10 protein-coding genes are annotated in these 13,117 nt (G+C 71.0%); 1 reads left to right on the top strand and 9 read right to left on the bottom strand.

The genetic code is table 11. From position 1 onward, the window contains the following. The 3 genes from aspS to VIR15_RS07210 all read right to left on the bottom strand — a co-directional run. Positions 1 to 1,484: aspartate--tRNA ligase (gene aspS / locus VIR15_RS07220; protein WP_331926797.1), on the bottom strand; the 1,484-nt coding region annotated here is incomplete at its 3' end. 202 nt (positions 1,485 to 1,686) lie between these two features. Then, a complete protein-coding gene (locus tag VIR15_RS07215) occupies positions 1,687 to 4,596 on the bottom strand; it encodes a PQQ-dependent sugar dehydrogenase (RefSeq protein WP_331926796.1) in 2,910 nt (969 codons plus the stop codon). Positions 4,597 to 4,687: 91 nt separating this feature from the next. Next, complete coding sequence (locus VIR15_RS07210) at positions 4,688 to 5,596, bottom strand: LysR family transcriptional regulator (RefSeq protein ID WP_331926795.1); 909 nt, start codon at positions 5,594 to 5,596, stop codon at positions 4,688 to 4,690. Positions 5,597 to 5,669: 73 nt separating this feature from the next. On the opposite strand from VIR15_RS07210, the gene VIR15_RS07205 reads away from it, so the two are divergent. Next, complete coding sequence (locus VIR15_RS07205; RefSeq protein WP_331926794.1) at positions 5,670 to 6,626, top strand: EamA family transporter; 957 nt, start codon at positions 5,670 to 5,672, stop codon at positions 6,624 to 6,626. Here VIR15_RS07205 and VIR15_RS07200 read toward each other — a convergent pair. From VIR15_RS07200 to VIR15_RS07175, 6 genes are all read right to left on the bottom strand, one after another. Next, positions 6,602 to 6,979, bottom strand: coding sequence for a YchJ family protein (locus VIR15_RS07200; RefSeq protein WP_331926793.1), 378 nt, complete (start codon positions 6,977 to 6,979; stop codon positions 6,602 to 6,604). The genes VIR15_RS07205 and VIR15_RS07200 overlap by 25 nt on opposite strands. A 19-nt stretch (positions 6,980 to 6,998) precedes the next feature. Continuing rightward, positions 6,999 to 7,694 (bottom strand): NUDIX domain-containing protein, encoded by a 696-nt coding sequence (locus VIR15_RS07195; RefSeq protein ID WP_331926792.1) that lies wholly within the window; start codon positions 7,692 to 7,694, stop codon positions 6,999 to 7,001. Then, positions 7,691 to 9,430: a CTP synthase gene (pyrG, locus tag VIR15_RS07190; protein ID WP_331926791.1), complete on the bottom strand. Its 1,740-nt coding sequence runs from the start codon at positions 9,428 to 9,430 to the stop codon at positions 7,691 to 7,693. The genes VIR15_RS07195 and pyrG overlap by 4 nt, the downstream gene beginning before the upstream one ends. A gap of 16 nt (positions 9,431 to 9,446) precedes the next feature. Next, positions 9,447 to 10,604: a glycosyltransferase family 4 protein gene (locus tag VIR15_RS07185; RefSeq protein ID WP_331926790.1), complete on the bottom strand. Its 1,158-nt coding sequence runs from the start codon at positions 10,602 to 10,604 to the stop codon at positions 9,447 to 9,449. Continuing rightward, on the bottom strand, positions 10,601 to 12,367 hold the full coding sequence (gene murJ, locus VIR15_RS07180) for a murein biosynthesis integral membrane protein MurJ (protein WP_331926788.1): 1,767 nt from the start codon (positions 12,365 to 12,367) through the stop codon (positions 10,601 to 10,603). Before murJ ends, VIR15_RS07185 begins: the two co-directional genes overlap by 4 nt. Positions 12,368 to 12,381: 14 nt before the next feature. Next, positions 12,382 to 13,117: hypothetical protein (locus VIR15_RS07175; RefSeq protein WP_331926787.1), on the bottom strand; the 736-nt coding region annotated here is incomplete at its 5' end.

Genomic DNA, 13,117 nt, shown 5'->3' with positions numbered 1-13,117 from the left:
CGGATGGAGCCGCCGCCGATCTCGTTGCCGTTGCAGACGAGGTCGTAGGCGTAGGCCAGCGCCGACCCGGGGTCCTGGTCGAAGGTGTCCTCGAACTCCTTCTTCGGTGAGGTGAACGCGTGGTGCACGGCCGTCCACGCGCTGTAGCCGAGCGCGATGTCCCCCGAGGCCGTGGCCTCCGCGGCGGGTTCGAAGAGCGGCGCGTCGACGACCCAGAGGAAGCTCCACGCGGCCTCGTCGATGAGTCCGCACCGCCGCCCGATCTCGAGGCGAGCCGCGCCGAGCAGCGCGCGTGAGGACGTGGTCGGGCCGGCGGCGAAGAAGATGCAGTCGCCCGGCGCTGCTCCGACGTGCCCGGCAAGGCCGGCCCGCTCGTCGTCGGTGAGGTTCTTGGCCACCGGACCGCCCAGCTCGCCGTCCTCGCCCACCAGGACGTACGCGAGACCCTTGGCGCCACGCTGCTTGGCCCACTCCTGCCAGGCGTCGAACTGCTTGCGCGGCTGGCTCGCTCCCCCGGGCATGACGACGGCGCCGACGTAATCGGCCTGGAACACGCGGAACGTCGTGTCCTGGAAGTACTCCGTGCACTCGACGAGCTCCTGGGCGAAGCGCAGGTCCGGCTTGTCGGAGCCGTAGCGGCGCATCGCCTCGTCGTAGGTCATCTGGTCGAACGGCGTCTCGAGATCCACCCCGATCAGCTTCCAGATCTCGGTGATGATCGCCTCGCTGAGCTCGATGACGTCCTCCTGCTCGACGAACGACATCTCGATGTCGAGCTGGGTGAACTCCGGCTGGCGGTCGGCCCGGAAGTCCTCGTCGCGGTAGCACCGGGCGATCTGGTAGTAGCGCTCCATGCCGGCCACCATGAGCAGCTGCTTGAACAGCTGCGGGCTCTGCGGGAGGGCGTACCAGGACCCCGGTGCCAGACGGGCCGGCACGAGGAAGTCCCGAGCGCCCTCCGGCGTGGAGCGGGTCAGCGTTGGCGTCTCGATCTCGACGAAGTCGCGCTGGCCGAGGATCCTGCGCGCGGCGGCGTTGACCTTGCTGCGCAGTCGGATTGCGGCACCGGCGGAGCTGTCGCCGGGGCGCCGCAGATCGAGGTAGCGGTGCTTGAGGCGGGCCTCCTCGCCGACGCTGACCCGCTCGTCGATCTGGAAGGGCAGCGGCGCGCTCGGGTTGAGCACCTCGAGCTCGTCCACGACGACCTCGATCTCGCCGGTGGGCAGGTCGGGGTTGGTGTTGCCCTCCGGACGGACCCGCACCTCACCGGTGACCTTGACGCAGTACTCGTTTCGCACGTCGTGGGCGCCACCCTGCTCGAGGACCTCGTCACGCGCGACGACCTGGGCGACGCCGCTGCCATCCCGCAGGTCGAGGAAGGCGACGCCACCGTGATCGCGCCGTCGCGCCACCCAGCCAGTGAGGGTGACGGTCTGTCCGGAGTGGTCGGCACGCAGGGTGCCGGCCTCATGAGTGCGGAGCACGAAGGTGTCCTTCCGATGGTGCGGGGTTTCGAACGATCTGGCCGTATGCCGCTGGGCTAGGTCGCGCTCGGACGGCATCGTCGTGCGCTGGGTCGGGGCACGGAGCGCCGACGCCCAATCCTACGGGGTGCCGCCCCCCACCCTGTGACGGTCCGACACCGGGCGCAGTGGCCCAGCGGCATGACACCTGTGGTGTCGATCCTCAGGTCCGGTATGCCTTGACCGTGCCGGTGGACCGGTTCCAGACGAGGTACCCGCGCTGGAAGTTCTGGCGAATGCCGACGCTGACCGTGTAGGGATCGCTCTTCGGGTAGCCGAGCCACGAACGCTCATACCCCAGCTTGGCCCACGTGCTATGGATTGCCCCGGTCACGTGGTGCGCGCCCGTGCTGCTGCTCCAGAAGATGGACCCGCCCTGGAAGTGCTGGAAGCGCCCTCCGGTGGCCGTCGACCTGGTGTGCGTCGTGGGGAAGCGCAGCGCCGAGCCCTCAGCCGCTAGCGCGAGGTACTTGGACAGCACCACCCCGGTGAGGTAGTGCGCGCCCGTGCTGGTGGAGTAGTAGATGGCCCCCTTCTGGAACCGCGTCTGGTACCCCGGCCGTGCCTTCGTCGGTGCGAAGTTCGTCGTGGGATAGCCGAGCAAGGACTTCTCCCAACCGAGGCTGCCCCAGAGCGCGCGGATCTGTCCGTTCACCGAGTGCGCCCCCGCGCCGCTGCCCCAGAAGATCGAGCAGCTCCGGGTGAAGTGGTTGTAGTAGCCGCCGACCGGGTTCGTCCGGAGCTCGTCCGTGGTCGGGACGCCGCACCACGCGGTCCCGCCGAGTGCGGCGTAGGCCCTCGCGATCGAGCCGGAGACCCAGTGGACGCCAGCGGCTGGCGACCAGTAGGCGACCCCACCGACGAAGGTCCTGGAACGCACTGCGAGGTCGCCCTGCTCTGCGCCGGTTGGATCACCCATCTTCGTCCGGAAGGCAGCATCCGACGCGTAGCGGTTGTCGATGGGCGTGCGGTACACGGCGCCCAGCTCGAGATCCGCGGGACCGACCTTGATCTGCCGGATCCGGCTCGTGGGGCCATCGGCCCACGAGACGAACGTGGACAGCCCGTCGAAGCCCTTCTCTGGCGCCACCACGCTGACCGTCATGCCCTCCGTGAGCAACGTCGAGCTGGTCTGGGTGTCCGCGATGGTGAAGGCAGCCGGCCACGTGCTCGAGATCGTGACCCGGCGCTGCCGCGGCTGGACCGCGAAGTCGGAGGTCGTCGTCGCTCCACGGGAGTCAGTGGCGGCGGCGGTCAGCCAGAGCCGCGTGTCCCCGTCATGGCCCTCCATGGCAATGTCGAACGTCGGACCGTCGCCCGTCTCGCCGTAGTGCTCATGGCAGTCCGTGAGCGAATAGCAGTGCTCGAGCCGGGAGGACCACGACACGCTGACGGGGCCGTCCTCCTGGTCGGACGCCGTGGCGCTGGCGTGGATCACCTCACCCACGGCATAGGTGGCGGCAGGGTCGGGCCAGGTCACGTCAAGAATGGGTGAGTGGTTCGCCGGGTAGACCACCCGTGTCTCCTGGTCCGACGCCCCGAGTGGATCGGTCACGGTCAGCGTCACCGTGTAGTGGTCCGGATCGGCAGCGTAGCGGTGGCTCGCAGCAACCCCCGTCGCTCCGGTCCCGTCCCCGAAGTCCCACTTGTACGTGAGCTTGTCGCCGTTCGGATCGAGGGAATCCGTCGCGTCGAAGCTGACAGTGCGGGTACTCGCATCCGCCTTGCTCGTGAACGAGGCAACGGGGGCGGCATTCCCGGGCGCATAGACGAGGCGGCGCAGCCGGGCGGCCGAGATGTCGGCATAGACGATGTCGCCGCCCGGTCCATTGGCGAACCGGACCGGTGCCCCGATGTCCACGCCGAAGCCATTCGTTTCCGGCGCGGTCGTCAGCGCCCCGGCCGAGGAGAAGCCCAGGGTCCACAGGATGTGGTCGACGTAGTCCCCGAAGAAGTAACGACCTCGGTAGGCCGCCGGATACGACGTGCCGGTGTAGACGACGCCCCCGGTCACGGCGGCGCCGCTACCCGCGTGGGGGTACTCCCACAGCGGCTTCGTCGTCGTGACTCCGGTGCACTCCGGCAGGTCCTTGTACCCGGGAGCGGGCTGGGAGGCCTCCCAGCAGGGCCACCCGAACGAGTACCCCGGCCGGATGAAGTCCACCTCCTCCGTGACCGCACGACCGACGTCTCCGAGCAGCGGCAGTCCCGTGCCGGGGTCGAGGCTGAACCGGAACGGGCTGCGCAGGCCGCTCGCGTAGACGAGGCTGCGGGCTGCTCTGGGATTCGCCGCGTCGTAGAACGGGTTGTCCGGGTGGCCGGACCCGTCGGGCCGAAGCCGCAGGACCTTGCCGTGCACATCGTTCACACTGAGGGCTCGCAGGGCCATCTTGTCCGTCACGTTGACGACTCCGTCGCCGATGCTCACCCAGATCGTCCCGTCCGGGTCCACGAGAATCGATCCGAAGGAGTGCATCCTCCCGTCCGCCGAGGTCTCGAGCACTGCTCGCTCATTGGAGAGACCAGTCGGGAGGCCGCCCTGGTCGACGACCACGGTCCACCTGCTGAGGCGAAGGATTCCGTTGGCGCCCGATCCACTCGCGGTGCTCGGCACGGCCCGGGCCGTGTAGATCGCATGGCTCGTCTCGTAGTCGGGGGCGACCGCGACGCTGATCAGCCCGAGGTCGCCGGTGGTGTTCACCGTCAGCGATGCGATGCGCCGCGGTGTCCCGGTCTTCGGCACCCACTGGACCCGACCGTACTTGCCCACGGCGAAGAAGCTCTCGTCCGCGAGGTAGTCGAAGTCGGTCAGCAGGTCACCGGGCCCGGCCGACGATGGAGGCGACATCCCCGTTGCGATGTCCTGCAGGACGAAGCCGGACGGCAGACGCTGGGCCGCGACGGCGGGCTCGGGGCGGACCGTGGCCGTGAGGGCTCCGGCGGCGATGAGGACGCCCACCATCAGCGCAGCGACGCTCCCGGCGCGAGTCCTGCTCCGGGCGACGCCGTCAGAGGTGTGCGCCATCATCGTGATCCCCTGCCACATCGTTGTCAGCGAGTTGAGCAGCGACAACGCTATTCCCCAGCGAGGTCTTGGCGTGGCCGAATCGACAGAAGCGATCGGGCTGCCTTCGCCGGTTCAACGGCGGCCTCACTGGCACGAATCAGGCGAGCGCCGCCACCGACTCGGCGGACAGAGCGTCGACGACCGCGTTGAGGGCTGGGCTCGTTCCCATCGTCGAGCGCCACAGCACGCTGACGGTGCGGGCCGACACCGGCTGCGTGATCGGCACTGCCCTGACCTCGCCCGGCAGCTCACCGCGACCGAGCCGGGGCACGAGGGCGACCACCCGACCGCCGCCCACGAGGGCGACATGCGTTGCGAACTCATGGGCGAAGTGCCGGATCCGCGGCGCGCGCCCGACGTCGGCGAACATCTTCACGAGCCACTGGTGGCAGATCGAGCCGGGCGCAACCGACACCCACTCCTCATCGAGCACGTCCTCAACCGACAGCTCGCGATGATCCGCGAGCCGGTGGGTCCGATGCACGATGACGTCGGCGACATCTCGCCCGACGTGCCGGCTCTCGAGGTGGGTGGGAATGGCCAGCGGCAGGGGCTCCCAGTTGTGCACGACGGCCAGGTCGTGCGAGCCGGCAGCGACTGCGTCGACGGCCTCGAACGGATCGATCTCGTCGGCCTTGAGCACGACCCCGGGCGCCCTCGCGCGCAGCCGCTCAAGGACCCCCGGAAGGATGCCGCGATAGGCGGTGGCGAAGACGGCCAGGCGCACGGAGCCGACGGCCTGCCCCTCGATTCCGCGCACCCGAGCCTCGAGACGCTCCATCTCGGCCAGCAGGTCACGCGCCGATTCGGTCAGGGACCGGCCCGCCTCCGTGAGGAGGACGCCACGCCCGCGTCTCTCGAGCAGCTGCACCCCGGTCTGCGACTCGAGTCGCTTGATCTGCTGGGACACGGCGCTCGGCGTGTACTCGAGCGCCGTCGCTGCGGCACCGACGGAGCCGAGCCGCTCAACCGCGACGAGGGAACGTAGCGCCACCGGATCGATCATGCAGCAACGCTACATGGTGCGAGCCATCACTATTTGATGGTCTTTCACGGTCTGTTCCCGCAGACTCGAGCGCATGCGTCCTCGCCACGCCGCACTGGCCGTCCTCGTCGCCCTCATCTGGGGCAGCAACTTCGTGGCCATCCGGATCGGGCTCGACGATGTGCCGCCCCTGCTCTTCCTCGCGATCCGCTTCGTCGTCGTCTGTGTCCCAGCCGTGTTCTTCATCAGACGGCCCCCGCTCCCCTGGCGTGACCTGCTGCTCATCGGCGCGTTCATCAGCCTCGGTCAGTTCGCACTGCTCTACGTCGGCATCCACCTCGGCATGCCGCCGGGTCTCTCGTCACTGGTGCTCCAGGCCCAGGTCCTGTTCACCGTGGTCATCGCCGCCGTGTGGCTCCGTGAGCGGCCGTCCCAGCGCCAGCTCCTCGGCGTCGGACTCGGCGGAGCCGGACTGGTCGTCATCGCCGTGGGTCGCGGTCTGAGCTCGCCCCTCCTGCCCCTGGCGATCGTCATCCTCGCAGCCGTCTCGTGGGCGATCGGCAACGTGCTCACGCGCCGGGTCGGGAACGTGTCCGGCCTGGCCCTCACGGTCTGGTCCGGGCTCGTCGTGCCGCTTCCTGCCCTGGCGCTGTCCTGGGTGATCGAGGGACCTGAGGCGATCGCCGCTGGCCTCGCATCCTTCGGCTGGGAGGCCGCCGCCTCGACGGCCTACACGGCGTACCTGTCCTCACTCGTCGGCTACGGGATCTGGAACACGCTGCTCTCGCGCCATCCCGTGGCGAGCGTCACCCCGTTCGCGATGCTCGTGCCGGTCTTCGGCATGGCCGCGGCTGCCCTGGCGTTCGGGGAGCGTCCGACGCTGCTGGAGCTGCTCGGCGGTCTCGTGCTCCTCGCCGGTGTCGCAACCGCGGTCCTGCGCCGGCCCGGGCCCAACCGGCCCGTGTCTCAATCGAAAGAACAACTTCTGGGATCCAGGGGCCGGGCGGCTCCGCCGGGCGGGTCCGCTCAGGCCGGATCGCCGTCGACGTAGAACCAGCGTCCCGCTCGCTTGGCGAACCGGCTCACCTCGTGCAGCTCACCACGACCGAGGGGGCCGGAGTTCCGGGCGACGAACTCGACCACGCCGGTGTCGTCATCCGGGCCACCGCCCTCGACGCGAACGATCCGCAGGCCCAGCCAGCCGACCTCCGGGTCGACGGGCTGCCGCTCGGGGCGCGTTCGCGGATGCCACGTCCGGAAGATGTGGTCGGCGTGGTGGACCGCATACGCCGTGTAGCGCGACCGCATCAGCTCCTCGGCGGTGGTCGGTACGCGCACGCCGTCGAGCACGGGCTCGCAGCACTCGAGGTAGGAGGCGCCCCCGCAGGGACAGGAACCGGCCATGTTCAGGTCCCTGCCATGGTCAGGTCGGGTGGGGAGCGGTCTCTCCCCCAGCTCGTTGGGCCTCCCATGCCGGCCATGCGGCGTCCTTGGCACGCAGGGTCGCCCATCCCGCCGCCCGCGCTGCATGCGCAGCGAGGACGCCGATGAGGGCAGCGCTGTTGCTGATCTGCGCCGCGAGGGCGGCTTCGTGCGCGTCATCGAGGGGCACCCAGAAGGGCCGGATCGTCAGCTCCTCGGCGTGCCGCTCGTGCTGGTGCTCGCCGGGGACGTCGCTCAGGTCGCGGGCCAGGAAGATCCGGACCGGCTCGGGGAAGGCCCCCGCCGAGGCGAGCTCCTCGATGAGCACGTCCCACTGCCCGGCGACGAGGTCGACCTCCTCAGCGAGCTCCCGGGCGGCCGCCTGCCAGGGCGGTTCTCCCGTGACGTCGAGGAGGCCCGCGGGCAGCTCCCACACGTGCCCGCGCGCGGCATGGCGGTACTGACGGATGAGCAGGACGTGGTCCACCCCGTCGAAGGGCTGCAGAGCGACGACGGCCACGGCGCCGGGGTGCTCGATGTAGTCCCGGACGACAACCCCGCCCTCGCCGAGGTCGACGCGGTCCCGCCGGACGTCGAAGATCCGGCCGGAGAAGGGCACCTCCGACTCGAGGACCGGTGCCGACGTCCAGTCCTCGACGACGTCGGCGCGTCCGCCCCTCGGGGCCGAGAGGCTCACTCCGCGTCAGCCGGGACGGTGACGAGGGTGGGGTCGGAGAGGGTCGACGAGTCGCTGTCACCGAGGTGGCGCGGTCGCTCGACCTCGACGAGCCGCTCCGCCCGCTGCTGCTCCAGCGCGGCTCCGATGAGACCGGCGAAGAGGGGGTGCGCCCGGTTCGGACGCGAGAGGAACTCAGGATGGGCCTGCGTCGACACGTAGTAAGGGTGGACCTCCCGGGGCAGCTCGACGAACTCGACGAGCTGCCCGTCGGGCGACGCTCCCGAGACGACCAGCCCGGCCCCCTCGAGCTGGGCCCGATAGCCGTTGTTGACCTCGTAACGGTGCCGGTGGCGCTCCTTGACCTCGGCCTGGCCGTAGGCCTCACGGACCAGGGAGCCCTCCTTGAGCGAGGCCGGGTAGAGGCCGAGCCGCATCGTGCCGCCCAGGTCACCCGCACCCTCGACGAACGCCTTCTGCTCCTCCATCGTCGCGATGACCGGCGCCTCGGACTGGGGGTCGAACTCCGTCGACGACGCTCCCGGGACCCCGAGGACGCTCCGGGCGTACTCGATGACCATGCACTGGAGGCCGAGGCAGATCCCGAGCGTCGGGACCAGGCGCTCGCGCGCCCATCTCAGGGCACCGAGCTTGCCCTCGATCCCGCGGACGCCGAAGCCTCCGGGGATGAGGACCGCGTCGACGCCGCCGAGTGCCTTCTGTGCGCCGGCCTCCGTCTGGCACTCGTCAGAGGCCACCCAGCGGATGCGCACCTTGGCGTCGTGGTGGAAGCCGCCGGCTCGCAGGGCCTCGGTCACGGACAGGTACGCGTCCGGCAGGTCGATGTACTTGCCCACGAGGGCCACCTCGACCTCGTGCTCCGGGTCGTGCACCCGCTGGAGGAGCTGGTCCCACTCGGTCCAGTCGACGTCCCGGAAACCGAGCCCGAGCCGCCGGATGACGTAGGCGTCGAGCCCCTCCCGGTGCAGCACCTTGGGAATGTCGTAGATGCTCGGCGCGTCGACCGCGGCGGCAACCGCGTCGACGTCGACGTCGCACATGAGCGAGATCTTGCGCTTGATCGGCTCCGGGATGTCCCGGTCCGCGCGCAGCACCAGCCCGTCGGGCTGGATACCGACCTGGCGCAGCGCCGCCACGGAGTGCTGGGTGGGCTTGGTCTTGAGCTCCCCGCTCGGCGCGATGTACGGCACGAGCGAGACGTGGAGGAAGAAGCTGTTCTCGCGGCCGATCAGGTGGCGCACCTGCCGAGCCGCCTCGAGGAAGGGCAGGGACTCGATGTCGCCGACTGTGCCGCCGATCTCGGTGATGATGACGTCCGGCGCGTCCGGCGTCCCGGTGGCGAGGGCCCGCATCCGCGCGACGATCTCGTTGGTGATGTGCGGAATGACCTGGACCGTGTCGCCGAGGTACTCGCCGCGCCGTTCCTTCGCGATGACGTTGTTGTAGACCTGCCCGGTCGTCACGTTGGCGGCGCCGACGAGGTTGACGTCGAGGAAACGCTCGTAGTGGCCGATGTCGAGGTCAGTCTCCGCGCCGTCGTCGGTGACGAAGACCTCGCCGTGCTGGAACGGGTTCATCGTCCCCGGATCGACGTTGATGTAGGGGTCCAGCTTCTGCATCGTGACGCGCAGGCCACGCGATCGAAGCAGCCGGCCGAGGCTGGAAGCCGTCAGGCCCTTCCCGAGCGATGAGGCGACGCCTCCGGTCACAAAGATGTGCTTCGTCGTTTCCACCACGGGCTTTAAGTCTACGTCATGGGGCGGCCGCGGCCGTGTACCGCGCCACCCAGCGGCGTGCCTCCTCCGCCGGCGACGCCCACATCGTCGCGCGCGACCGAGCCTCGGTGGACAGGCGCCGTCGCAGGGCTTCGTCGCCGAGCAGCCGCTCGACGGCATCGGCCACCGCGCGTGAGTCCCCGACGGGGACGAGCAGACCCGCCTCCCCGATGAGGCCCGGGAGACCACCGGTGCGCGTCGCGACGACCGGGAGGCCGGCCGCCATCGCCTCCTGCACGACGAGGGCCCGCGCCTCCCACCGGCTGGTCAGGACGAACACGTCCGCCGCCCTCAACCAGGCCTGCACGTCCGGCTGGGCACCGACAAGATCCAGTGGTATGCCGCTGAGCTCGCTCTCGAGGGATGCGCGCAGCCGCTCGTCCCCCCCGCCCACGACGACCCAGCGGGCCGGGCTGTGCAGCGATCCCGCAGCGGCGACGAGCGTCGGCAGGTCCTTCTGCGGGGCGATCCGCGCCACGGTCAGCACGAGCGGCACGTCGCAGTCGGAGTCCGTCGTGACCCGCGCAGGGCTCCCCAGTGCCCGCCTCGCCGCCCGACGCTGGGCAGGCGTGGTCACGGGGGCGGCGAGCAGGCGCGGGACCGCGGGCGACGCGACGGTAGCGAGCTCGGTCTGCCGGGCACCGAGGAGCCTGGCCAGCTGCACGAGATCGTCGCTCGCCCCGGTGACGAGTGCCGCGCGCCGCACCGCCCAGCCCACCACGGTCCGCACCGCCCTCGAGACCACGGTGTGGGCTCGGAGCGAGCCCAGCGGCATACGGCCCAAAGGGGTGCCGGGCAACGTGTTGTGCAGGGACACGACGAAGCCGGGACGCGGGCTGGCGCGGGACACGGCCACCGCGGCCACGACGGCGGCCTGGTGTCCGTGGGCGTGGACGACGTCGACGCTCCCCGCGAGGTTCTTGAGCAGGTGCCAGTCCACGAGCCCTCGGGGTGCGGAGAGGCCGCGGTGGACGGGCCACAGCAGGTGGGCGTCCTGCCAGCCGAAACCGGCAGCCGTCGACGCCGACGTCGCGAGCACCACCTCGTTGCCCGCCGCCCTGAGGTCTCGCGTGAGTTGGTCCACATGGGCCCCGATCCCGCCCGTGGAGTCACCGAGGACCATCAACACCCTCATGGCCGGCTCCCGGCGTCGGCCGCCAGCCCAACCGGTCGGCGCAGCTGTCGCAGGCGACGCGCCAGACTGGGATCGACCGCCAGGGCAACGGCGGCCAGGACGACCGCTGAGCCGACCCCGATCGCGGCACCGAGACCGACCGCACTGAGGAGGTCGGTCGCCACGATCCGCGTCCCGGCCACCCAGCCGGCCACGGCGGCGACGACGGCACCCGTGAGCGCGGCCACGATCGGGCGCCCCGGGACCGAGAGAGCCGAGCCGCCCCACACCCGTGAGACGAGCCAGGTCAGGGCGACGGCCCCACTTACGAGGCCGACGCTCGAGCCCAGCGCCAGGGTCCGCAGGGTCGCCGGCCCGTCGGCCCGGTCCGGGTCGAGGACGAGGAGCGGGATGACCGTCGTGGCCAGCCAGGCAAGCCCCACGACGGCGCCCGCGAGCACCGCCTTGCCGCGGACGTAGCACGCTCGGCTCAGCAGGCCGATGACCGCCAGCGCCGGCACGGTGGGCGCGAACGCGGCCAGGGACTCGGCCATCGCACCGAGCGTCGCGCCGGATGCGTCCGCCGCCTCGCCCGCATCGAGCAGGCGGAAGAAGGTGCCCACGGGGCCGGCGACGGCGACGAGCAGGGCTGCCCCGACGGCACCCACGACGAGGATCCCGAACCAGCTGTGCCGAAGCGTCGTGGCCGATGCCGAGCGGGCTCCCGGCACCGTGCTCATCCGGCTCACCGAACTCACCGGGCTCACGGAGTCCATCCCGTCCCCCGTGCCGCCCCGATCCTCCACGGCCGCGGCGCCGGCCAGGCTCGGGAAGGCAGCGGTGGCCAGCGGGACGGCGAGCACGGCGTAGGGAAGCAGGATCACGGCCTGGGCATAGGTGAAGACGTTCAGGGTGCCGACGCCGCCCCGGTCGTTGGCGAGCCGGATGACGACGAGGGTGGCCAGCTGTTGACCGGTGACGGCGAGCAGGCCAGCGAGCGCCAGAGATCGGACCCGGCGACCGACTCCGGTCGGGAAGCGCAGGCGCGGGCGGAGTCGGACCCCGGCCCGACGGATGGGGACGGCCAGGGGCAGCGCCATCGCGGCCACCCCGAGGCTCGTGCCCACCCCGAGGACGAGGACCGCGCCGCGTGGGATCGCGGCGATCTCGGCCGAGGGGTCCGACACGAGCGACCCGTAGGCGAGGTAGGTGGCGATGACGACGAGACTGGACAGGAGCGGCGCGAGCGCCGCGGCCACGAACCTCCGGTGCGCCTGGAGGACCCCTGCGAGGACGATGGCGACGCCGTAGAGGGGCAGCTGGATGGCGAAGATGGCCAGGAACTCGGCGCCGAGATCGACCGCCGCCACCTGACCGGTGCCGAGCAGGGCCGAGGAGATCGGCCGGGCGGCGAGGAGGACGATGGCGCCGAGCGGGAGCAGCACGGCCAACGCCCAGGTCAGCAGCGCCGAGGCCGTCTCGTCGGCGGACCGGCCATCGGCACGCGCGAGTGCGCCCGCCACGAGGGGCACCGCCACGGCGGCCAGGACGCCACCTGCAGCGATCTCGAAGATGACGTTGGGGACGGCGTTGACTGACTGGTAGACCGTCCCGACGGGCGTCGCACCGACAGAGTGCGAGAAGATGAGCCAGCGACCGAAGCCGACGACCCGTGCGAGCAGCGTGATCAGCGCGATCGAGCCAGCGGCCGCGACGACGGTCCGCGTGACGGTGGGCACCGATCCTCCGGTTCCGGTGTCGGGGCCGGGGGTCGATGAGGTCATGGGTGTCATGGGTGTCATGGACGAGCGCGGCCCCAGTCATCCAGGCGACGCAGGATGTCGTGGCCCTCGATGACCGAGCTGAAACTGACCCGCTCGGAAGCGAGGGTCAGACCCGTGAGCAGGCCGAGAGCGACCAGCCTGCCTCTCAACCCGCAGCGCTCGACGAGGGCCAGCCCGGCGAGGGCACCTGCGGCGTTTGCGCCGGTGTCGCCGAGCATCGAGACGCCGGCCAGGTCGTCACCGACGACGCCCGCGGAGGCGCCGAGGGCCGACGCGGCGGCGGTGGAGCCGGCAATCGCGAGCGGGGCGGTGCCGGCCGCGACGACCTTGAGCGCCCGCCCCGGCCGCAGGTCGAAGAGGTTGACGACGTTGGCAGCCGCAGCCACCACCGCTCCCCCGACGAGGGTTTCGATGACGGCCGCTCCCGTCCGCGCTCGATCTCCTTGTCCCGGGCTGCTGGCCGGGTTCCGCGTGCGGTCGGTGAGCAGCGCGCCCACCAGCCCGGTCACCGCCAACCCGGCGATCTTGACTGCCCCGGTCGTCACCTCACCCCGGCGGAGGGCCCCGATGTGCCCCTTGAGCCCCTTGCGGGAGGCCGAGCCGGCCAGGTCGTCGAGGGCTCCGAGAGCACCGCTGGCAATGGTGACGACGAGACCCGCTGCTGGAGAGGACCGGACGGCTGCCACTGACTCGTCGCGGTCGAGCGCCCCGAGCACGGCCGCGACCCAGATCCCGGACACTCCGCCGGCC

The sequence above is a fragment of the Intrasporangium sp. genome, assembly GCF_036566125.1.
Classification (GTDB): domain Bacteria; phylum Actinomycetota; class Actinomycetes; order Actinomycetales; family Dermatophilaceae; genus Intrasporangium.
This window is presented reverse-complemented; position numbering and strand designations above follow the sequence as displayed.

Coding starts and splice junctions, on each gene's coding strand:
- VIR15_RS07210 (WP_331926795.1), bottom strand. CDS start 5,596: ATGATCGATCCGGTGGCGCTACGTTCCCTCGTCGCGGTTGAGCGGCTC.
- VIR15_RS07205 (WP_331926794.1), top strand. CDS start 5,670: ATGCGTCCTCGCCACGCCGCACTGGCCGTCCTCGTCGCCCTCATCTGG.
- VIR15_RS07200 (WP_331926793.1), bottom strand. CDS start 6,979: ATGGCCGGTTCCTGTCCCTGCGGGGGCGCCTCCTACCTCGAGTGCTGC.
- VIR15_RS07185 (WP_331926790.1), bottom strand. CDS start 10,604: ATGAGGGTGTTGATGGTCCTCGGTGACTCCACGGGCGGGATCGGGGCC.
- murJ (WP_331926788.1), bottom strand. CDS start 12,367: ATGACCTCATCGACCCCCGGCCCCGACACCGGAACCGGAGGATCGGTG.